Source organism: Enterobacter cloacae complex sp. SHL022, from assembly GCF_049237785.1.
Taxonomy (GTDB): domain Bacteria; phylum Pseudomonadota; class Gammaproteobacteria; order Enterobacterales; family Enterobacteriaceae; genus Enterobacter; species Enterobacter hormaechei_C.
In genome coordinates this window covers 388204-409302 of the sequence record NZ_JBMKJH010000001.1, presented here as the reverse complement: position 1 = coordinate 409302, position 21099 = coordinate 388204, and the positions used below count along the sequence as shown (strand labels likewise).

The 21099-nt window shown below is 56.2% G+C and carries 16 protein-coding genes; 7 read left to right on the top strand and 9 right to left on the bottom strand.

The genetic code is table 11. The features are described from left to right. Positions 1–136 precede the first annotated feature (136 nt). Positions 137–1336 (top strand): MFS transporter, encoded by a 1200-nt coding sequence (locus tag ACOTZD_RS02005; RefSeq protein WP_045346626.1) that lies wholly within the window; start codon positions 137–139, stop codon positions 1334–1336. A gap of 3 nt (positions 1337–1339) precedes the next feature. Here ACOTZD_RS02005 and mtfA read toward each other — a convergent pair whose 3' ends face one another. Then, positions 1340–2137 (bottom strand): DgsA anti-repressor MtfA, encoded by a 798-nt coding sequence (gene mtfA, locus ACOTZD_RS02000; RefSeq protein ID WP_003859539.1) that lies wholly within the window; start codon positions 2135–2137, stop codon positions 1340–1342. 266 nt (positions 2138–2403) lie between these two features. Here mtfA and ACOTZD_RS01995 point away from each other — a divergent pair, with 266 nt between their 5' ends. Continuing rightward, positions 2404–3306, top strand: a complete 903-nt coding sequence (locus ACOTZD_RS01995; RefSeq protein WP_003859540.1) for a LysR family transcriptional regulator — start codon at positions 2404–2406, stop codon at positions 3304–3306. Here the strand turns inward: ACOTZD_RS01995 and ACOTZD_RS01990 are convergent. The 3 genes from ACOTZD_RS01990 to ACOTZD_RS01980 form a co-directional block, all read right to left on the bottom strand. Beyond that, positions 3278–4066: a substrate-binding domain-containing protein gene (locus ACOTZD_RS01990; RefSeq protein WP_421636245.1), complete on the bottom strand. Its 789-nt coding sequence runs from the start codon at positions 4064–4066 to the stop codon at positions 3278–3280. The two genes, ACOTZD_RS01995 and ACOTZD_RS01990, sit on opposite strands and share 29 nt — an antisense overlap. Positions 4067–4072: 6 nt before the next feature. Beyond that, positions 4073–5374, bottom strand: a complete 1302-nt coding sequence (locus ACOTZD_RS01985) for an MFS transporter (protein WP_003859542.1) — start codon at positions 5372–5374, stop codon at positions 4073–4075. A gap of 260 nt (positions 5375–5634) precedes the next feature. Continuing rightward, the gene (locus ACOTZD_RS01980; protein ID WP_045342342.1) at positions 5635–6930 is read right to left on the bottom strand and encodes a serine hydrolase domain-containing protein; all 1296 of its coding nucleotides are present in this window, start codon (positions 6928–6930) and stop codon (positions 5635–5637) included. 95 nt (positions 6931–7025) lie between these two features. On the opposite strand from ACOTZD_RS01980, the gene ACOTZD_RS01975 reads away from it, so the two are divergent. Continuing rightward, the gene (locus tag ACOTZD_RS01975; protein ID WP_032609605.1) at positions 7026–7931 is read left to right on the top strand and encodes a LysR family transcriptional regulator; all 906 of its coding nucleotides are present in this window, start codon (positions 7026–7028) and stop codon (positions 7929–7931) included. On the opposite strand, the gene fumA is transcribed toward ACOTZD_RS01975, so the two are convergent. Both fumA and ACOTZD_RS01965 read right to left on the bottom strand, forming a co-directional pair. Beyond that, entirely contained in the window at positions 7920–9569 is a 1650-nt protein-coding gene (gene fumA / locus ACOTZD_RS01970; protein ID WP_174401970.1) for a class I fumarate hydratase FumA, read from the bottom strand. The two genes, ACOTZD_RS01975 and fumA, sit on opposite strands and share 12 nt — an antisense overlap. Before the next feature lie 52 nt (positions 9570–9621). Beyond that, on the bottom strand, positions 9622–11130 hold the full coding sequence (locus tag ACOTZD_RS01965; RefSeq protein ID WP_023314425.1) for an anion permease: 1509 nt from the start codon (positions 11128–11130) through the stop codon (positions 9622–9624). 608 nt (positions 11131–11738) lie between these two features. Here ACOTZD_RS01965 and ACOTZD_RS01960 point away from each other — a divergent pair. Together ACOTZD_RS01960 and ACOTZD_RS01955 are read left to right on the top strand one after the other, a co-directional pair. After that, entirely contained in the window at positions 11739–14519 is a 2781-nt protein-coding gene (locus ACOTZD_RS01960) for a flavocytochrome c (RefSeq protein ID WP_045896107.1), read from the top strand. Between the two features lie 58 nt (positions 14520–14577). Continuing rightward, a complete protein-coding gene (locus ACOTZD_RS01955; protein WP_045897119.1) occupies positions 14578–15540 on the top strand; it encodes an FAD:protein FMN transferase in 963 nt (320 codons plus the stop codon). Here ACOTZD_RS01955 and dcuR read toward each other — a convergent pair. Together dcuR and ACOTZD_RS01945 are read right to left on the bottom strand one after the other, a co-directional pair. Next, on the bottom strand, positions 15521–16240 hold the full coding sequence (gene dcuR, locus ACOTZD_RS01950) for a two-component system response regulator DcuR (protein WP_003859556.1): 720 nt from the start codon (positions 16238–16240) through the stop codon (positions 15521–15523). The genes ACOTZD_RS01955 and dcuR overlap by 20 nt on opposite strands. Further along, positions 16237–17853: a sensor histidine kinase gene (locus tag ACOTZD_RS01945; protein ID WP_023324912.1), complete on the bottom strand. Its 1617-nt coding sequence runs from the start codon at positions 17851–17853 to the stop codon at positions 16237–16239. Before ACOTZD_RS01945 ends, dcuR begins: the two co-directional genes overlap by 4 nt. Before the next feature lie 153 nt (positions 17854–18006). On the opposite strand from ACOTZD_RS01945, the gene ACOTZD_RS01940 reads away from it, so the two are divergent. Next, complete coding sequence (locus ACOTZD_RS01940; RefSeq protein ID WP_059371025.1) at positions 18007–18870, top strand: N-acetylmuramic acid 6-phosphate etherase; 864 nt, start codon at positions 18007–18009, stop codon at positions 18868–18870. 55 nt (positions 18871–18925) lie between these two features. Here the strand turns inward: ACOTZD_RS01940 and ompC are convergent, their stop codons facing one another. Further along, on the bottom strand, positions 18926–20092 hold the full coding sequence (ompC, locus tag ACOTZD_RS01935) for a porin OmpC (protein WP_063158939.1): 1167 nt from the start codon (positions 20090–20092) through the stop codon (positions 18926–18928). A gap of 284 nt (positions 20093–20376) precedes the next feature. On the opposite strand from ompC, the gene ACOTZD_RS01930 reads away from it, so the two are divergent. Further along, positions 20377–21078 (top strand): phosphohydrolase, encoded by a 702-nt coding sequence (locus ACOTZD_RS01930; protein ID WP_174401982.1) that lies wholly within the window; start codon positions 20377–20379, stop codon positions 21076–21078. Positions 21079–21099 lie beyond the last annotated feature (21 nt).

Sequence of the window (21099 nt, the reverse complement as noted above, 5' to 3'; positions counted from 1 at the left end):
TTGTACCTCATTCCATGACTGATAATAATTCTCGTTATGATATTCATTCTGTTTACAGTGGCAACTATTTTTGCAATATTTGTTTTCATAAACTTCATAATTTCCACACATTTATTGACATTATCTTCACAATTTTATGCGCACCCGTACCGAGAATCTCACTGACGTTGTGGCCCCCAAAGCTAACTGGCCCCTGGCACTGGGCGCCGGTTTATTAGGTATTGGACAAAACGGTTTGCTGGTCATGCTGCCGCAGCTGGTCTCCCTGACCGGATTGTCGCTCTCCGTCTGGGCCGGGCTGTTGATGTTCGGCTCGATGCTCTTTTTACCCGCATCGCCCTGGTGGGGACGCCAGAGCGAGCGGCACGGCTGTAAGATCGTTATGCTGGCCTCGCTGGGCGGCTACCTGGCGAGCTTCGTCGTGATGGCGCTGGTAGTCTGGGCGATGGCGAACGGCGCGCTGAATGCCCTCTGGGGAATGGCGGGCCTGGTTCTGTCGCGCATGCTGTACGGCCTGACGGTATCAGGGCTGGTGCCTGCGGCCCAGACGTGGGCCATTCAACGCGCGGGGCTGGATAAAAGGATGGCGGCGCTGGCGACGATAAGCTCTGGCCTGAGCTGCGGGCGTCTGCTGGGACCGCCTCTGGCCGCGCTGATGCTCAGCGTCAGCCCGGTCGCACCGCTCTGGCTGATGGCGCTGGCGCCGTTGATCGCGCTGCTGCTGGTGCTGCGCGAAGCCGCCGATCCCCCGCTGCCGCCGGTGGCGCACCAGTCGACGCGGTTACAGGCCTCCATGCTGCCTTTCCTGGTGCTGGCGCTGCTGCTGGCAGCGCTGGTCAGCCTGATGCAGCTTGGCTTATCGCCGCATCTTCATCCGTTATTCAATGGCGATGCCGTGCAAATCAGCCATCATGTCGCGCTGCTGCTAAGTCTGGCCGCCCTGGCGACCCTGGCGGCGCAGTTTCTGGTGGTACGCCCGCAGCATTTTACCCCGAGAGTTTTACTCTTAATTGCCGCAGTGCTGATGGTGGCGGGTCTTGGGCTGATGTCTCTCGCCAGTTTAGCCCTGTTCTACGTGGGCATTGTCATCACTTCGCTGGGGGCCGCCATGGCAACGCCGGGATACCAGCTTTTGCTCAACGATCGGCTGACGACGGGCAAAGGCGCAGGGGTGATCGCCACCAGCCATACGCTGGGCTACGGGGCCAGCGCGCTGCTGGTACCCGTGGTGACGCGCTTTTACGGTGAGCAGTTTTTGATTACTGCCGCATGGGGAATGGCACTGCTGTTTCTCGCGGTGAGCGTGTGGGTACGATCGACCGATCGTACCCCTTAAACATTAGTGGAACGGATGAGAGGATGTGCTGGCTGCGTCCTCACTTTGCCGCAGACGCTGGAGTGGATCCTGCTGATAAAACTGGCAAAAACGCTGCCACAGCGCCGGGAAGCGCGGGGCAAAAAGCTCAGGTGCGCTAAAGAAATATTCGGACAGCACCGCAAAGCACTCGGCGGGATCGGTCGCGGCGTAGGCATCAATGCTGGCCGCGCTTTCACCCACCAGGTCGATCTCATCCTGAATGTTTTCCATCGCCGCGTGCAGGTCGTGCTCCCATCCCGCGACTTCACGCAGCGGGATCAGCGGCACGCCGCTGGCGCGATCGCCGTTACGGGTATCCAGCTTATGCGCCACTTCGTGAATGATCAGGTTGAAGCCCGAGGCATCGAACGAGTCTTGAATATCCAGCCAGTTGAGGATGATTGGCCCTTGCTGCCAGCTCTGCCCGGACTGCACCATACGCTGGTTGTGCACCAGCCCGATGTCATCCTCCCACTCATCATCGACGATGAACGGCGCCGGGTAGATCAGCACTTCGTGGAAGCCATCCAGCCATTCGATACCCAGCTCCAGCACCGGCAAGCAGAAGAGCAGGGCGATGCGCGAATTTTTAAGCGGATCCAGTTCGAAGCCCTGTAGCGGTACCAGCCGTTTTTGCTGTAAAAAACGCTCGGCCAGCTGAATCAGCTTTGATTGCTCTTCAGGCAAGAGATTCGCCAGCACGGGGATCGCCAGAGCCTCATCCCAGGGGAGCGCCATATTTCGACCAGCGTCGTTCGTTTTCCAGGGCCACTTAATCATCGCTTTGCTCGTTACTCGCACGTGAACAAAATGGAAAGGTCAGGGGCTGTTAGCATGCCAACATACTCTGTTAAGCAGTATGACACTCCTCATCGGCTGCATGCAGAGTGGCGGCCTGTTTAAGAGGAATCCAGCCCGCATAAACTATCACTATGTGCCGTCATGTTGATAGCGCTTTAGGGGTATCCCCTTCATTTTGTGAAGTATGTCGTGCGCGGCTATGATAAATCTCTTCTTACCCTACCGTGCTTAAGGATCCCGTCAGTATGCCCGTCAATTTTGACCTCAACGATCTCTATGCCTTCCGCGCTTTACTGGAATACGGCAATTTCCGTCTTGCGGCAGAATCTATCTGCCTTTCCCAGTCGGCGTTGAGTCGCAGAATTGAAAAGCTGGAGGCGGCACTGGGGACAAAACTGTTCGACAGAACCACCCGGCGCGTCACGCTGACCCTGTATGGACAGACCTTTGCCGACCGGTGCGGGCAACTGCTTGCTGACGTGGAGTCCATGCTTTCGGATATCGATAAGGCCAGCGAAGAGCGCACGGGGCTGATCACCGTGGCGACGGTGCCGTCAGCCGCCTGTTACTTTATGCCGGATGTGATCCGCCGCTTTCAGTCCCGTTACCCCCGCGTGCGCATAAAACTGATCGACAGCAGCGCCGGAAATGTTATCGAGGCCGTCACCCGCGGACAGGCGGATTTTGGTATCTGCTTTGCCCGGAGTTTGCAGCCCGACATCGAGTTTGTCCCGCTGGTGGAGGATGTCTACGTGGCCGCCTGCCGACGCGACAGCCCGCTTGCAAAAAGAAAAAGCCTGACGTGGCAGGCTTTTTATCAGCAGGATTATATCGGTCTGGATAAGACCTCCGGCAACCGCAATCTTCTCGACCAGCGGGTCGGGCATATTCGGCCTGAGCGCCCCAGCATCTGCGAAACGCGGCACGTGACGACCATGCTGGGGATGGTTGAAGCCGGGATCGGCATTGCGGCCGTTCCCGCCATGTCAATGCCCCGCGCAGAGCATTCGCTGCTGACGTCGGTACCTTTAACCGAGCCTGAAGTCAGGCGAACCGTGGGGCTGATCCGCCGCCGCGGTCGGATCCAGTCCTATATTGCTGCCGAACTCGAAACGCTGATTACCGAGCAGTATCGCGAGGTGCACTGACGGGCGTTAAGCCCGTTGCCGTAATGACGCTGGCGGCCTGTGGCGAGGCGAGAAAAGTCAGCAGCGCTTTTCCCTGAGCGGGATGGTCAGCCTTCTGCGTTACGGCTCCGGCGAAACGGGTAATGTACTGCATGTCGTCAGGCAACTTACCCACAAACGTCACCCCCGGGACCGGCAGAAGCTCGCTCACCTGCTGAAAGCCGAGATCGTATTTCCCTTTTGCCACTTCAGACGCCACCGGGATACGCTCAACCCGGTACGCTTTATCGTGGACCTGGCCGTCTATGCCCAGCTTACGGAACAGCTGGCTCTCAACATACCGGCCGCTGGCGCTGTCGGAATAAGCCATGGAATGCGCCTTCAGCAGCGTTTGCCGCAGGGCAGGCACCGTACTGATATCCGGCACCGGCGCGCCCGCTTTGACGACCATCCCGACGGGCGAATCCGCCAGCTCCACGCGGGAGCCCGCCGCCGTCCTGCGATCCTGTTCCAGTTTCGCCAGCGCATCGCCCACCATAATCACCACGTCCGCTTTTTCGCCCCGGGCGAGCCGGGCCGGAATGGCCTGCGGCGTTTTGCCCATCGACGGGCCGGAGATCACAATGAGCCTGTCGCCGCTTTGCGCTTCGTACTGCGGCGTCAGCTTCTCCAGCGCCGCTTTGAAGCCGCCAGAAATCATCACCGTCACATCCTGCGCAAGCGCGCCCGCGCTGAGGGTGGCGAAGGTCAGGGCGGCAATCACCGTTCTGAATGTAAGCATGAGGGATCACTCCTTAACGGCAGTTTGCAGGATTAACGTGCGACGACGATAGAGATAGAGCGTTGCCAGCAGGGCGCAAACGGCGGCAAAGCTCATCCAGTAGCCCGGGGAGGCTTTGTCGCCGGTGTACTCAATTAAGGCGGTCGAAATCACCGGCGTGAAACCGCCAAAGACCGCCGTTGCCAGGCTGTAAGCCAGCGAGAAGCCCGCCACGCGCACCTCTGCTGGCATGATCTCAGTCAGGGCTGGGATCATCGCGCCGTTATACAGGCCGTAGAGGAAAGAGAGCCACAGCAGCACGGTCAGCATCATTGAGAAGCTCGGGGCTGCGGCCAGCATCGTCAGCGCCGGATAGCTGGTCGCCAGCGCCAGCAGCGTCATAGCGATCAGCACCGGTTTACGCCCGAAGCGATCCGACAGCGCGCCGCCCACCGGAAGCCAGATGAAGTTGGACACCGCCACCAGCAGCGTGACCAGAAGACTGTCCGACGCGCTAAGCATCAGGACTTTTTTACCGAAGGTCGGCGCGTAAACGGTGATCAGGTAAAACGCGGTGGTGGTCATCGCCACCATCAGCATGCCCGCGACGACGACCGGCCAGTTGGCGAGCAGCGTTGTGAAGACCTGACGCATTGCCAGATGGTGGCGACGGGCGCTGAATTCCTCGGTCTCTTCGAGCTTGCGGCGCAGGAAAAAGATAAACGGCACAATCAGACAGCCAAACAGGAACGGAATACGCCACCCCCATTCGCGAATGGCACTCTCTTCCAGCACCACATTCAGGGCGAAGCCCATCGCCGCCGCGATCATAATGGCGACCTGCTGGCTACCCGACTGCCAGCTGGTGTAGAAACCCTTGCGGCCCGGCGTGGCGATCTCCGCCAGATAAACCGAAACCCCGCCCAGCTCGGCGCCTGCCGAAAAACCCTGCAACAGGCGGCCGGTCAGCACCAGCAGCGGCGCCCACAGGCCAATGCTCTGGTAAGAAGGGATCAGCACGATCAGGAAGGTTCCGGCGGCCATAATTGACAGGGTGACGATCAGCCCTTTACGGCGACCCACTTTATCAATGTAAGCCCCCAGCACAATGGCCCCGATCGGACGCATCAGGAAGCCCGCGCCAAAGACGGCGAAGGTCATCATCAGTGACGCAAATTCACTGCTTGCCGGGAAAAAAGTATGGGCGATGTAGGTGGCATAAAAGCCGAACAGAAAGAAGTCGAATTGCTCAAGAAAGTTGCCCGACGTGACGCGAAAAATCGCGCCCGCTTTCGCACGAACCGTTGCAGGTGAGGTTGAGGAAACCATGATTATCTCCAGTTTTATAGCGACGTTATGCTCGTCTGTTTCTGAAAACTGGATCAGGAAGTGGAAATTAATAAGCGCAAATAGCGCATAAACCGATGCGTGTGGTGCATTAATGACAATGCGTTGACCAGTATTTACATATTCAACAATAACTTAACATTTCGATGATCTTTTATTTACCACGTTTCGCTAAGTCGCTGATATATCAGTTTTGTGACACCGCGCAGATGAGAAGCCAGGCGGGGCCTGGCTTGGGATTATCAGCGCAGCGCGTTCGCAATCGCGCTAAACATCAGCGACGCTTCCAGCGGCTGGGCGCTGAATGACGGCTCTGCCTGCGGCCAGGTGGACCACTGGACGATAACCAGATTTTCTTTCTGATTAACCATGATCATCTGCCCAAAAATACCCAGCGCCCACAGGGAATCCTTCAGCGAATTTTCGACTTTCGGCTCCACATTTGTGGCGGTGGCTGGCACTTCATTGTTCCACCACTGGTAGCCGTACAACCCCTTCGGATGCGCCTCGGACACCGATCCTTTGGCCTGTGTCCAGGCTGAGGACTGTTTCACCCAGCCCTCGGGGAGGATCTGCTTTCCGTCCGGCAGGGTACCGTTATGCAGGATAAACTCCCCGAAACGCCCCCAGTCTTCCAGCGTGGCGTTGAACCCATGCGCACCCACGTCGTGCTGGCCTTTGCTGTAGGCATGCCACACGCCGTCGCTCGCCATACCGTACGGCTGCCAGATGCTTTTCTCCAGATACGCCGCGAGCGTCATGCCGGTGGCGCGCTCAAGCACATCGCCTAACAGCCAGGCACCACCCGAGGAATAGGACCAGTTTTCGCCCGCCGGGTGTTCACGGTGTAACCCCTTCACCAGGGTGCGCACACAGTCGTAGGTGCCCGGTTTCGCTTCGCATTCGGTAAGCCGGGCGAAGTCAGATTGCGCGTTGGTGTAATCTTCAGTCCACGCCACGCCCGAGGTGTGGGTGATGAGCTGTTTCAGCGTTACGCCCTCCCAGGCGGTGCCTTTTAAATCCGGTTCGTATTGGGTGACAAGGTCGTCCAGGGAGTGGATTTTCCCTTCTTTAATCGCAACACCCACCAGCGCGGAGACCACGGATTTGCCCACGGAACGCGACGTCCAGAGCGTAGAGTCGGTATTGCCTTCTCCCAGATATTTATAGGCCACTTTGCCATTTTTCAGCACCAGCATGCCGCTGACGTTCTGGCGTTTCAGGTAATCCTGAAGATTGTAAATCTTACCCTTCACCTGATAGCGGGCATCGGTGAGCGGTTTTTCTGCGGGCAGCAGTGGCGTAGCGTTGCCGTGGCGGAACACATCGCCCGCGTAGTTGCGGTAGTCATTGCGAAAGCCCACCACGCGATCGGCCTGGCTCCAGGTGAGCATGGTATGTGCGTCCGGGAGTCTGGCATCGAAAGGCGCCGGACAGGTCGTGAGGTCGGTACCGTTGCAGGCCGCCATGACGGCGGGCGAGAGCAGGCTGCTGATAACCAGCGCCGTGAGCAGTGTGCGGTTTGTTTTGATTTTCATATTTATCTCGTTTGGCTCAGGAAGGACTTCAGTTTAAGAACCTGAGGCCTATAATAAAAAACGCGTTATGGGGGAAAATCCCCCGGAAAAATCGCGTGGAGAATGACGTGGCATCACTGATCTATTCCTTTGCCCAGCTTGAGGCGTTCACCGCCGTCGCTGAGCACGGCAGCCTGATGAAGGCGGCCAGTAAACTCGGCAAAGATCGTACAACCCTGCGGGATCTGATCGATTTCCTTGAGGATGGGCTGGGCTACGCGCTGTTCCTGCGGGAGGGGCGTAGCCTGCGCCTGACGCCGGAGGGGGAGCAGCTTCAGCGGCAGGCGCACCTGCTGATGCGGCAGGTCAAAGCGTTTGAGGCGTTTGCCCGTACGGTGCCGGACAGCGCGACGCAGGACATTGCCCTCGTTTACGATCCGTTCACCCCCAGAGCCTTTTTGCAGGCGCTGATCGCTACGCTGGCGACGAAAAAGATCCGCCTGAGCCTGACCAGCGCATCGCGCGATGAGGCGGAAGCCATGCTGGCGAACGGTCAGGCCGATCTGGGGATCTGCCAGGCGCGCAACCGCAGCGTGGGCAATGAGATGGAGTGGCGGGCGCTGGGGGCGATCGAAATGGATTTTTACGCCGCAACGGCGCTTTTTGCGGAGGTTGCGTCGCCGGTGTCGCTGCTCGATCTCTCTCTGGTTCCACAGGTGGTTATGCATGCCGCGTCAGACGAGCCGGTTGCCCGTCGCCTGCAAATTTCAGGGCACACGCTTTTCACTAACGAACTGGAGATGCTGCGCGGCCTGCTGGAGCAGGGCTGCGGCTGGGGATTTTTGCCGACCCATCTTCACGCAACGCAGTGGAAAAACGTAAAAAGGCTGCCCACCGAAGTGGGCAGCCAGGGGATAAGCCAGACGATGGTCACCATCTGGAAGCCGGGCAGCGACAAGCGCGGGTTGATCAACGATACGCTGTCGCAGCTTCCGGCGTTATGGAAACGCTCAGCGCTGTGAGCACCCTTTGCACTGTTTATTCTGGATCTGCTGGAAGAAGTCGTTGCCTTTGTCATCCACCAGGATAAACGCCGGGAAGTTCTTCACTTCAATTTTCCAGATCGCTTCCATACCCAATTCCGGATAGGCCACGCACTCCAGACTCTTGATGCTGTTTTGCGCCAGTACCGCCGCAGGGCCGCCGATGCTGCCGAGGTAGAAGCCGCCGTGCTTATGACAGGCGTCGGTGACCTGCTGGCTGCGGTTACCTTTGGCCAGCATGATCATGCTCGCACCGTTGGATTGCAGTAAGTCTACGTAGGAGTCCATACGCCCGGCGGTGGTTGGGCCTAAGGAGCCAGACGCGTAACCTTCTGGCGTTTTCGCCGGGCCTGCATAGTAAATCGGGTGATCTTTAACGTACTGCGGCAGTTCTTCCCCGTTGTCGAGCAGCTCTTTCAGCTTCGCATGGGCGATGTCACGCGCCACGATGATGGTGCCGCTCAGCGACAGGCGGGTGGATACCGGGTGCGCGGAAAGCTGCGCCAGAATGTCGGGCATCGGCTTGTTCAGATCAATGCTTACCACGTCGCCTTCTCCCTGCTGGCGCAGGGATTCAGGAATATACTGGCCCGGATTGTGCTCCAGCTTCTCAATCCAGATCCCCTCGCGGTTAATCTTCGCCTTGATGTTGCGGTCAGCGGAGCAGGAGACGCCCATGCCGATCGGGCAGGAGGCGCCGTGGCGCGGCAGACGGATCACGCGAATATCGTGCGCGAAGTATTTCCCGCCAAACTGCGCGCCCAGGCCGAGGTTTTGCGCTTCCTGAAGCAGTTCCTGCTCGAGCTGGACGTCGCGGAACGCCTGGCCGTGCGCGTTGCCTTCGGTTGGCAGGCCATCGTAGTAGCGCGCAGAGGCGAGCTTGACGGTTTTCAGCGTGGCTTCCGCAGAGGTGCCGCCGATAACGAAGGCGATATGGTAAGGCGGGCAGGCCGCGGTGCCCAGGGTCCGCATCTTCTCAACCAGATAATTTTTCAGCTTCGCCGGGGTGATCAGCGCTTTGGTTTCCTGATATAGATAAGTTTTGTTGGCGGAACCGCCGCCTTTCGCCATGCACAGGAATTTATACTCGTCACCATCAACGCTGTAGAGGTCGATCTGCGCGGGCAGGTTGGTGCCGGTATTCACCTCTTTATACATATCCAGCGCCGCATTCTGCGAGTAGCGCAGGTTGTCTTCAATATAGGTGTTATACACGCCCTGACTCAGCGCCGCTTCGTCGCCGCCGCCGGTCCAGACACGCTGGCCTTTCTTACCCATAATGATTGCCGTACCGGTATCCTGACAGGTGGGCAGCACGCCTTTCGCCGCAATTTCGGAGTTGCGCAGGAATTGCAGGGCAACGTACTTATCGTTCTCGCTGGCTTCCGGATCGTTAAGAATGGCGGCAACCTGCTTCTGATGAGACGGACGCAGCATAAACGCGGCGTCGTGGAAAGCCTGCTGCGCCAGCAGGGTCAGGGCTTCCGGCTCCACTTTCAGCACTTCCTGACCGTCGAACTCGGCAACGGAGACATGCTCTTTGGTCAGCAGATAGTATTCGGTGTCGTCATGCGCGAGAGGGAAGGGGTTCTGGTAGATAAAGGGTTTGTTTGACATAGCTTGCTCCACAAAAATAAAACCGCCGGAGGATATGTCCGGCGGTCAGGAATCAGAACATCATGGACATCCACGGGTAACCAATCAGCAGCAGGGCCGCCAGGAAGATGGCACCGAAGATGGTGCCGAGGCGCCAGTAGTCTTTGGTTGGCAGGTAACCGCTACCGTAGTAAATCGGGCTTGGACCCGTACCGTAGGGGGTAATGATCCCCATCACGCCCAGTGAGGTCACCATCAGCAGGACGAACACTTCCATATTCATGCCCGGAATGGTGGAGGCGATAGTCAGCATCGCAGGCAGCAGCGCCGTGGTGTGCGCGGTGGTGCTGGCGAACAGATAGTGCAGCAGGTAGAACGCCAGCAGCAGCACGATGGTGGCGACACCCGGAGAAATACCGCTCATCAGCAGGCCGCCTTCTTTACCCAGCCAGCTGATAAAGCCGGTGGAGGAGAGGCCATCCGCCAGCGCCACCAGGGTGGCGAACCACACGAAGGTATTCCACGCGGCTTTGTTACCGGTGATATCGTTCCACTCCAGCACGCCGGTCCACAGCATCAGGCCAACGATGAGCAGGGCAGCCATCGCGGGCTCAATCCATGCGGCGGCGAAGATCCACATCAGCAGCGCACAGCACACGAACACCAGCAGCAGGATCTCATTGCGCGACAGTTTGCCCAGTTTTTCCAGTTCACGGGTCGCCCATAACGGTACTTCGTTGTTTACCTTCACTTCCGGCGGGTAGAACCAGTAAGCCAGCAGCGGCATGGTCAGGATCAGCAGAATACCCAGCGGCAGGAAGGCGAGGAACCAGGTCCCCCAGGAGATATCAATTCCGACCGTGCTTTTTACCAGCGCCAGCGCCAGCAGGTTAGGTGCCAGAGCGGAAAGGAACATCGAGCTGGTGATACAGGCCGCGGTAATTGCCACCCACATCAGATACGAACCGATTTTGCGCGCGCTTGGGTCGTTGGGTTTTGAACCGTACAGCGGCGGCAGGTTGGCGATGATCGGGTAGATGGTCCCACCGCTGCGCGCGGTATTGGACGGGGTAAACGGGGCCAGCAGCAGGTCCGCAAACGTAATGGCGTAACCGAGCGTCAGGCTGCGACGGCCCAGGTACTTCACCAGAATCAGCGCCAGGCGGCGACCGAAGCGGGTTTTGTCGTAGCCTGCGGCGAACATAAAGGCACCGAAAATCAGCCAGACGGTGGAGTTACCAAACCCGCTGACCGCCCATTTAAAGGAGGCGCCCGCCAGCTTGAATTTTGGGTCAGCCAGCTGTTCCGGGCTAAAGAGCACCCACTGGCTGCACAGCGCAATCGCCACGACGCCGGTAAGACCGATCACGGCGCCCGGCAGAGGTTCGAAAATCAACCCGACGATGACGCCAACAAAGATGGCGAAGTAGTGCCACGCATAAGGCGGCAGCCCGTCCGGAACGGGAACAAACAACAGCAGGACGGCAACAATGACGGGCAAAGCCATCATCAGCAGTCGTTTTGCTGTTCCATTTGATGCCAGATTCGCCGCAGGAGGCGTTACAGCAGTTTTTGTATTCATAGTTTCACGTCTTAAGTTGTCAAAAATTCGTCGTACAGCGAAAACACAAATTCGATTGCTTTATTCGTTTTGCTTTTTTTAGTTATTTAAGGTGCGTTTTTGTGTTTTCAGTAATAGCGATTTAACGCATTTTTGTTTGCGCCAAATAAAAAATGATGATGTTTTTATATTGCTCTTTTGAATGCCATAACTATTGATCACGATCAAAAAAACGGAACTGAATGGCTATTTTTATATTTTTTATAATAACCACTCTGAGTAGTGTGGTTATTCGCTGATTTTACGCATTTTATGTATCAAAACTATAACATTTAAATTTTGGTGCTTTTTCTTGTTGTTGTTTTATTTGGTTTTTTGGTAGTTGTGGTGTATTGGTTTGACCTTTTGTGATTTAACTTTTTTTAAATTATTGTGAACGAGTAAAACATTCGCGCTAACACCAATGTGTTATTAATGTTATCGAAGGGATTAAATAGTTTATTAACTAACGTAATGGCTTTATAAACTAAAAAAAGCTTTATATTACTATCATGACATCGGCAAAAAACACGAAATAAAAAATCATCCCGATAACGAATTCTTAATTTTTAAAGTTTGGAGTTTCTATTATGAGCACTAACGAACGTATTTTAAGCCCCTTCACATTACCGAATGGTACTGAACTGAAAAACCGTTTGTTAATGGCCCCGATGACAACCTGTACCGGTTATTACGATGGCACCGTGACCAGCGAGCTGGTGGAGTACTACCGCGCCCGCGCGGGCAGCATCGGCACCATCATCGTTGAGTGCTGTTTTGTTGACGATCTCGGCCTGGCGTTCCCGGGCGCAATTGGCATTGATAACGACGAGAAAATCGCCGGGCTGGCAAAAATCGCTGACGCCATCAAGTCAAAAGGCTCCAAAGCCCTGCTGCAAATCTACCACGGCGGCCGTATGGTCGACCCAAAACTGATCGGCGGTCGCACGCCGGTTGGCCCAAGCGCCGTTGCCGCGCCGCGTGACGGTGCCGCCACGCCGGTTGCCCTGACCGCGGAAGAGGTGGAAGGCATGATCGGCAAGTTTGGCGAAGCCGTGCGCCGCGCAATTCAGGCCGGGTTCGACGGCGTCGAAATCCACGGGGCGAATACCTATCTGATCCAGCAGTTCTTCTCCCCGAACTCCAACCAGCGCGACGACGAGTGGGGCGGCAGCCGCGAAAACCGCGCGAAATTCCCGCTGGCGGTGCTGGACATTACCCACAAGATGGTGCGCCAGTACGCGGACGACGCGTTTATCATTGGCTACCGTTTCTCTCCGGAAGAGCTGGAAGTCCCGGGCATTCGCTTCGAAGATACCCTGTATCTGCTGGAAAAACTGGCCGCGCGCGGGGTGGATTATCTCCACTTTTCCCTTGGCGCCGCCCTGCGTCCTTCTATCGTCGATACTCAGGACCCGACGCCACTTATCGAAAAATACTGCGCCATGCGCTCAGACACGCTGGCTCAGGTACCGGTGATGGGCGTTGGCGGCGTGGTGAATGCCACGGATGTGAATGAAGCGCTGGATCACGGTTACGACCTGATTGCCGTTGGTCGTGCCACCATCGCCTATCCGGACTGGACCGATCGCATCGCGGCGGGCGAAAGCCTGGAGCTGTTTATGGACAGTACCCGACGCGAAGAACTGAGCATCCCGGAACCGCTGTGGCGCTTCTCGCTGGTGGAAGCGATGATCCGCGACATGAGCATGGGCGAATCTAAATTCAAACCGGGCACCTTTATTGAAAAAGTGCAGGACGATGCTAACGAACTGGTGATTAACGTCAGCCTCGAAACCGACCGCATCGCCGATATCGAACTGGCCTCCGGCCCGAGTGAAGACGTCGAGTTTGTCACCAGCTTCGAAGAGATCCGCTCCCGTATTCTGGATGCCAACACTCCGCACGTGGATGCTATCACCGGCGCGACCAGCCAAAGCGAGGCGGTGAAAAAAGCGGTCTCGAAGGCGATGCTGAAATCCAGCAAAGCGCTGGCGGCAGAAGAGGGCGCTGACCCGAATGAGACTAAAAGCGTGGACGTGGTGGTGGTCGGCAGCGGCGGCGCCGGTCTGGCGGCGGCGATTCAGGCTCACGACGAAGGCGCGAGCGTGCTGATCGTTGAGAAAATGCCGACTATTGGCGGGAACACCATTAAAGCCTCTGCCGGGATGAACGCGGCGGAGACCCGCTTCCAGCGCGTGAAGGGCATTCAGGACAGCAAAGAGCTGTTCTACCAGGAAAGCCTGAAAGGCGGTGGCAATAAGAACAACCCTGAACTGTTGCGTCGCTTTGTCGAGAACGCGCCGCAGGCCATCGAATGGCTGGCAACGCGCGGCATTATGCTGAACGACATCACCACCACCGGCGGGATGAGCATCGACCGTACGCACCGTCCGAAAGACGGTTCCGCAGTTGGCGGGTATCTGATCAGCGGCCTGGTGCGTAACGTCAACAAGCGCAACATCGAGGTTATGCTGGATACCTCCGTGAGCGACATCATCTTCGAAAACGGCGAAGTGACCGGCGTGCGTCTGACCACCGAAGAGAACGAAACCCTCACCGTGGCAACCAAAAGCGTGATTGTCGCAACGGGTGGCTTCAGCGCCAACAGCCAGATGGTGGTGAAATACCGTCCGGATCTGGCAGGGTTCGTTACCACTAACCACAAAGGGGCGACCGGGGGCGGTATCGCGCTGCTGGAGCGTATCGGTGCAGGCACAGTGGATATGGGCGAAATTCAGATCCACCCAACCGTTGAGCAGAAAACGTCGTATCTGATTTCCGAATCCATCCGCGGCGGCGGGGCGATTCTGGTAAACCAGCAGGGCAACCGATTCTTTAACGAAATGGAGACCCGCGATAAAGTCTCGGCGTCAATCATCGCGCTGCCGGAGAAATACGCTTACATCGTCTTTGACGAGCATGTTCGCGTCAAAAATAAAGCCGCGGATGAGTACATCGCGAAAGGGTTTGTTACCAGCGCCAGTTCGCCAAAAGCCCTGGCGGAAGCGCTGGGGATGGATCACCACCAGTTCCTGGCAACGCTGGAACGCTACAACGGCTTTGTGGAGAAACAGCACGATGACGACTTTGGACGTACCACCGCGCTGCGTGCGCCAATCAACGAAGGGCCGTTCTACGCCATTCAGATTGCACCAGGGGTTCACCACACCATGGGCGGCGTGACCATCAATACCGATACCTGCGTGCTGGACAGCAACCATAACGTATTGCCGGGAGCGTTTGCTGCGGGTGAGGTTGTTGGTGGCATCCACGGCGGTAACCGCATCGGCGGTAATGCGGTGGCAGATATCATTATTTTTGGTACGCTTGCAGGACATCAGGCGGCTATGCGTTCGAAAACACGGTAAGGCTCCTGTTTCCCCGGCGGCGCGGTGCCTGCCGGGGCTACACCTGAGGACTCATGCAATGCCTGATAGCCATCGCGTTTACAGCTACTCCGCCGTTCTGATGGGCTCGCCCATACTCCTGAAACTCTTTTCCCATGACGAAGCGCTTGCCTCCCGCGTGTTTCGCCTGATCAAACAGTACGAAGATCTGCTCACCGTTAACCGTGCGCACTCCCAGGTAATGGACATCAACCATGCGGCTGGTCAGCATCCGGTTGCCGTCAGTCGTCCGGTGTTTGAGCTGATCCGCTGCGCGAAAGCGGCAAGCCTGCTTAAAGACAGCGCCTTTAACCTGGCGATCGGCCCGCTGGTGAAATGCTGGAAAATTGGCTTTAAGGGGGACGCTGTACCGCCCGCGGACGAGATCGCCGCCTTGATGGGCATCACGGATCCTGCGGACGTGGTGCTGGATGAAGCCAATAGCAGCGTGTTTCTTACTCGCCAGGGAATGGAGATCGATCTGGGTGCTATTGCTAAAGGCTATATCGCCGACAGGGTGCGGGATCACCTGCATAAAGAGGGCGTTGAACTTGGGCTGATCAACCTTGGCGGCAATGTCCAGACGTTAGGTTCGCCGGAGGGCGGCTGGCGCGTCGGCCTGAAAAAACCGTTCGCCGGTGACGCGCTGATTGGCGCTATGACGGTAGAGAACCGGTCGGTGGTGACGTCAGGCACCTATGAGCGCTATTTCGAGCAGAACGGCAAACGTTATCACCACATACTTGACCCGCGCACCGGCTACCCGCTGGATAACGAACTGGACAGCGTGACGATTATTTCGCAAGACTCCCTCGACGGCGATATCTGGACCACGCTGATCTACGGCATGGGTGTGGAAAAGGGCTGCGCCGCGCTGCGTTCGCGCCCCGATATTGAAGCCATTTTTGTCACCAAAACAAAAGAAGTGGTGATCTCCTCGATGCACCACTTCCGTTTTACCCTTCTGGACGACAGCTACCGAATTACTGGCAGTACTGTTTGAGCAGTCCGACCTGTTCCGGCTGCAAACGGTATCGATATACCGGTCGGCCGGTAGCGCCGTAATGAATGCTGGTGAACAGGATATTAATTTGCGCCAGCCAGATCAGGTACTTGCGGCAGGAGACGCGGGAAATGTTGACCGCATTCGCCAGATCGTCGGTGGAAAATTCTATCTCCGGATGGCTGTCGATCCACTGGCAAATGGTGCGCAGCGTCTGCGGCGTTAGGCCTTTCGGTAATTTTTTGCTGTCAGCCAGCTCCGGCGCGCCGCCGTGGATCAGCCTGTCGACGTCGGCCTGTTCATAATACTGATGCGATCCCATCAGGCTGCGCTTTGCCTTCCAGCCGTTCAGCGCCTCTTCAAAACGCGGGAACTGGAACGGTTTAATCAGGTAATCCACCACGCCATAGTGCATGGACGTCTGGATTGTTGCGGCGTCGGAGGCCGACGAGATCATGATGACGTCAATCGGGCGGCCCGACGCGCGAATGATGGGCAGCAGATCCAGCCCGTTATCCTGCTGCATATAGACATCCAGCAGCACCAGATCGATCGGCTGGCCTGGGTTGGCGATCAACGCCTCGGCCTGGTTGAGCGTGGAAGCGACGCCGCAGCAGCTAAAACCCTCAACGCGGTTAACATACAGACGGTTGAGGTCGGCTACCATGGCGTCATCATCGACAATTAACACATTTATCACGCGATATTCCTCTCGCTATCCCAGGGGATCTGAACAAAAAATTGGGTAAATACGCCAGGTTCAGACTCGACGGTAATATCTCCGCCCAGATTCTGGATCTGCTGACGCGCAAGGAACAGCCCAACGCCGCGGTTTTCACCTTTTGTTGAGTAGCCCTTTGTAAAAATAGCCTCCAGCCGCTCGGGATCAATACCGGGACCGTCATCGCTGACCTCACCGCTCAGCCAGCCGTTCTGATAATGCAGCAGCAGGCCGATCTCGCCTTCCGGCTGGCCTTCCATCGCATCCAGGGCATTTTCGATTAAATTGCCCAGCACGGTGATCAGCACCGCAACCTGCTCTTCATTGGCGGTGTCAGGAAGCTGACTCTCCTCCGCCAGCGTCAGGGTCACTCCAGCCTCTTTGGCGCGGTTAATTTTACCCAGCAGGAAACCCGCAATGACCGGCGATTTAACTTTGCGCTGTATCGCGCCGATATCCGTCTGATAATTCTGCGCGGTCTGGATGATGTACTCCTCCAGCTTATCGTAGCGCTTCATGTGCAGCAGGCCGAGGATCACGTGCAGCTTGTTCATAAACTCATGCGTATGGGAGCGCAGGGCATCAACATAGTTGACCATGCCATCGATACGCTGCATTAACTGGCTGATTTCGGTCTTATCGCGGAAGGTGCTGATTGCCCCGATCACCTGATTCTGGCTTTTCACGGGGACCATGTTGCACAGCAGTAGCCGTCCGTTACAGCCGATCTCCTGATCCTGGCGAGCAATGCCGGTTTTCGCCACTTCCCGCAGGCTGGCCAGCAGTGGTTCGCCGCTGCTCTCGGAGTGCTCACCCGAGCTCAGGAGCAAAATCTCTCTGGCGGTGTGGTTAATCATCGTCACGCGCCCGTGCATATCCACGGCCATCACGCCTTCGCGCAGGGACTGCAACATGGCCTGGCGCTGCTCAAAGAGGGCTGAGATCTCGTAAGGCTCCAGCCCAAAGAGGATACGTTTCAGAACCCGGACCAGACCCCAGATCGCCACTGAGCTCATCAGAACGCTGAATAAGATGGTCCACACGGCGTTGAGCCGCCCGCGGGCAATCTGATCTTCAACTTTATTCAGCGAAATACCCACCACCACCACGCCGATCTGTTCGTGCTGGTCGTCATACACGGGCGTAAAGACGCGCAGCGCTTCCGCGAGCGCACCGCGGTTAACGGAGACGTTCTCTTTCCCTTCCAGGGCGGGCGTCAGATCGTCGCCAATAAAATGCAAACCTAACAGCGCTTCGTTTGGATGGGAATAGCGGATCCCACGCAGGTCGGTGACCACGGTAAACAGCAAGTCGTTGCGCTTCGTCACCGCCTCGGCTATCGGCTGGATGATGCCAGCCTGCGGCGATTCCATCAGGCCACGCTTGATCTCCGGGCTGTCGGCCAGCGTCCGGGCGATACCCAGCGCGGTATCTTTCACGTCATCGCGCGTGGCGCGGGTGATCTGCACAGAGTAGAGCGCGAAGACCACCAGCAGCACCGAGCCGATAATCGCGCACACCATCAGCGTAACCAGCGTATTCAGCTTCATAGGGCGCTTGCGCGTCGGGGGGAAGGGCTGCAAATCGCTCATTAACACTCCGCGATGAAAAAGAAAGGGCTAATTATCGCTGATGACGGGCGTTTCATAAAGCCATGTAAAGAGAGGCGTTTCGTGAGCCTCCTCTCAGGTGACCTATATAAAACACTTTATAGTGTGTGGGTACTCATAATAAGGAGGCAGTTTATGAGCATTATGCTTACCGGTACGGCCAGGGAAAGACGGCACGCCAGCACGATGAACATCGACAGATTATCGACGCTGGATATGCTTAACGTCATACACCAGGATGACGCGCAAATCTCTTCTGCACTTACCCCACACTTAAGTATGCTGGCCCGCGTGGTGGATAACGCGGCGGCGACGCTTAGCCACGGCGGACGTCTGGTGCTGACCGGCGCGGGCGCGTCCGGACGCATGGCTGAGCAGGCGGCAGAAGCGTTTGCGCCGGGCAAACACCCCGTCATTGCGTTAACAGCAGGTGATAACGCCGGAAGCTACGCGAGCGGCGTTGCCGACCTTCAGACGATAGAATTTGGCGAGCATGACATGATGCTGGCGCTGTCCGTCAGCGGCAAAACGCCATGGGTTTGGGGCGCGATGCGTCATGCGTGGTCTCTGGGCTCAACGGTTGCGCTCATTACTGAGGATGCGCAAAGTGAAGCGGCGCAGCTGGCGAGTATGGTCATTGCTCCCGATCTGGGCGCGGATGTGGTGGCCGGGTATACCAACGCTAAAGCAGGCATTGCGCAAAGCATGATCCTGCATATGATCACCACCGGTCTGGCGGTACGGACAGGACGGGTGTACAGCAACCTGCGCGTTGATCTGGAGGCAAGCAACACCAGATGGGCCGAACGACAAATTGCCATTGTGATGGAAGCGGGGGGATGTAGCCGGGCGCAGGCGAAGGCCGCGCTGGAAAGCTGTAACCACCAGTGCAAAACGGCGGTACTGATGGTGCTGACGGGTCTGAATGCCTGGAAAGCGCATGAATTGCTGGCGCAGAATAACGGGTTTGTTCGCCTGGCCTTGCAGGAAGCGCCATAACATTTCAGCGTCAAATAAAAAAAGCCCGCATCGCGGGCTTTAATTTTGATAGTGCTTAGAACTGGTAGGTCATGCCTACGCCAACGATGTCATCGGTAGCAATACCGTTGTCATTGTAGAAGGCATCATCTTCGTCCAGCAGGTTGATTTTATAATCAACGTAGGTGGAGAAGTTCTTGTTGAAACTGTAGGTCATGCCCACGTCGATATAGTTAACCAGATCCTGGTCTACATAGTCATAACCATTGCCTGGATGATAATCGTTACCACCCAAATCGATGCCTTTAGAATAGACCCACGCCAGGGATGGACGCAGACCGAAGTCAAACTGGTACTGTGCTACGGCTTCAAAGTTCTGGGTTTTGTTGGCGATGCCATCGTTGCCGTACGGAGTCATGTTACGGGTTTCCGCATACATCATGGCCAGATAGACATCATTAGCATCGTATTTAGCGCCGATTGTCCACGCTTCCGCACGTTCACCGCCAGCATATTTGCTGAAGCGGTTATAGGTGCCAGCGCCGTAAGCGACCTGGTCGTTAGTACGGTCAGAGGAAGAATAAGCCGTACCCAGCGTCAGGCCGAAATCGAAGTCATAGGTGGTAGACATACCGAAGCCGTCGCCGTTCTGGAAACGAACATCATCATGACCGTTTTTGGTGCCTTCCTGATTTTCGTTTGCGTTAGCACCTTCGTTAGCACCCTGGTATTGCAGCGCAAAGTTCAGGCCATCGACCAGACCGAAGAAGTCATTATTACGGTAGGTCGCCACACCGTTAGTACGGCCAACCATATAGTTGTCGGTCCAGGTATAGGAGTCGCCACCAAATACCGGCAGCATATCGGTCCAGGCTTCAACGTCATACACGACGCCGTAATTACGGCCATAATCGAATGAGCCATATTCTCCGTATTTCAGGCCAGCAAAGGCCAGACGGTTAAAAGAGGTGTCGCCTGCGCCTTCGGTATCGTTAGCGTAGGTTTTATATTCCCACTGGCCGTAACCTGTCAGGTCGTTCGTGATCTGCGTTTCGCCTTTGAAACCCACCTGTACATAGGTTTCATCGCCGTCGTCGCCTGGGTTGTCGGAGAAGGTATGACGCGCATCAACCTTACCGTACAGGTCAACTTTGTTGCCGTTTTTGTTATACATTTCCGCTGCATTTGCTGCGCCAGCCATTAATAACGCGGGTACAAGAATTGCCAGAACTTTTCTTTTCATTATATATTCCCTTTAAATATAAATTGTCTGAATATATGTAATTACCCTCCGTAACTACATGGCTGATACTATTCTATGGATTATTATTTAGGTTCAAAAATAAATGTAATTAAACTGGTAAAAATATTACAAAATATTTCTTTTTATCTCTTTATTTTTCATGTGAATTAATTAATTGAAAATATAGCGGGTAATTATTATTAAGTATTTCGCAATTCTATTTATTAAAGATTTTGATTCGGATGTATTATAATTCACTCTCTTTTGAGCAACAGGATGGGATGATGGAACTTGCGCAGTGGCAGCACCGTTATGAGCGCTGGCTCGACGAAAATCATTTTACTGATGATGCGGCGCACGATATCGCCCATTTTCGCCGCGTCTGGATGACGGCGCAGGGTATTATGGCTGACGAGGATAGCGATCCGCTGGTTGTGTTGACCGCATGCTACTTCCATGACATTGTCAGCCTGCCGAAAAATCACCCGGAACGTAGCCACTCCTCGCGGCTGGCAGCGCGAAAAACGCGCGAGATCCTCAGTCGCGACTTTCCTGATTTTCCGCCGGATCGTTATGCAGCCGTTGAGCATGCTATTGAAGCGCACAGCTTCAGTGCCGGTATCGCGCCGCAAAGCCTGGAGGCCAAAATTGTGCAGGATGCCGACCGGCTGGAGGCGTTAGGCGCTATCGGCCTGGCGCGCGTCTTTGCCGTCTCCGGTGCGCTGGGCGCCGCGCTGTTTGATGCCGACGACCCGTTCGCCGTAACACGAGCGCTGGATGATAAAGCCTTCGCGCTCGACCACTTTCAGACCAAACTCCTGCGCCTGCCGGACACTATGCAAACCGCGCGGGGGCGCAAACTTGCGCGTCACAATGCCGATTTTCTGATCCAGTTTATGGCGAAGCTGAGTGCCGAATTACAGGGCGATTACCTCGAAACCGACAGCCAGATATTGACCCATTTCCGTCGCAGTGTGCGATCCTGAACTGTGGTACTCTGTTTTCTG

What these genes read in the sequence shown, in the direction of transcription:
- ACOTZD_RS01985 (WP_003859542.1), bottom strand. Translation starts at nt 5,374, where the DNA reads ATGGTTTCCTCAACCTCACCTGCAACGGTTCGTGCGAAAGCGGGCGCG.
- ACOTZD_RS01990 (WP_421636245.1), bottom strand. Translation starts at nt 4,066, where the DNA reads ATGCTTACATTCAGAACGGTGATTGCCGCCCTGACCTTCGCCACCCTC.
- ACOTZD_RS01945 (WP_023324912.1), bottom strand. Translation starts at nt 17,853, where the DNA reads ATGAGCGATTTGCAGCCCTTCCCCCCGACGCGCAAGCGCCCTATGAAG.
- ACOTZD_RS01980 (WP_045342342.1), bottom strand. Translation starts at nt 6,930, where the DNA reads ATGAAAATCAAAACAAACCGCACACTGCTCACGGCGCTGGTTATCAGC.
- ACOTZD_RS01955 (WP_045897119.1), top strand. Translation starts at nt 14,578, where the DNA reads ATGCCTGATAGCCATCGCGTTTACAGCTACTCCGCCGTTCTGATGGGC.
- ACOTZD_RS01995 (WP_003859540.1), top strand. Translation starts at nt 2,404, where the DNA reads ATGCCCGTCAATTTTGACCTCAACGATCTCTATGCCTTCCGCGCTTTA.
- ACOTZD_RS01965 (WP_023314425.1), bottom strand. Translation starts at nt 11,130, where the DNA reads ATGAATACAAAAACTGCTGTAACGCCTCCTGCGGCGAATCTGGCATCA.
- ACOTZD_RS01960 (WP_045896107.1), top strand. Translation starts at nt 11,739, where the DNA reads ATGAGCACTAACGAACGTATTTTAAGCCCCTTCACATTACCGAATGGT.
- fumA (WP_174401970.1), bottom strand. Translation starts at nt 9,569, where the DNA reads ATGTCAAACAAACCCTTTATCTACCAGAACCCCTTCCCTCTCGCGCAT.
- ompC (WP_063158939.1), bottom strand. Translation starts at nt 20,092, where the DNA reads ATGAAAAGAAAAGTTCTGGCAATTCTTGTACCCGCGTTATTAATGGCT.
- mtfA (WP_003859539.1), bottom strand. Translation starts at nt 2,137, where the DNA reads ATGATTAAGTGGCCCTGGAAAACGAACGACGCTGGTCGAAATATGGCG.
- ACOTZD_RS01930 (WP_174401982.1), top strand. Translation starts at nt 20,377, where the DNA reads ATGGAACTTGCGCAGTGGCAGCACCGTTATGAGCGCTGGCTCGACGAA.
- ACOTZD_RS02005 (WP_045346626.1), top strand. Translation starts at nt 137, where the DNA reads ATGCGCACCCGTACCGAGAATCTCACTGACGTTGTGGCCCCCAAAGCT.
- ACOTZD_RS01940 (WP_059371025.1), top strand. Translation starts at nt 18,007, where the DNA reads ATGAGCATTATGCTTACCGGTACGGCCAGGGAAAGACGGCACGCCAGC.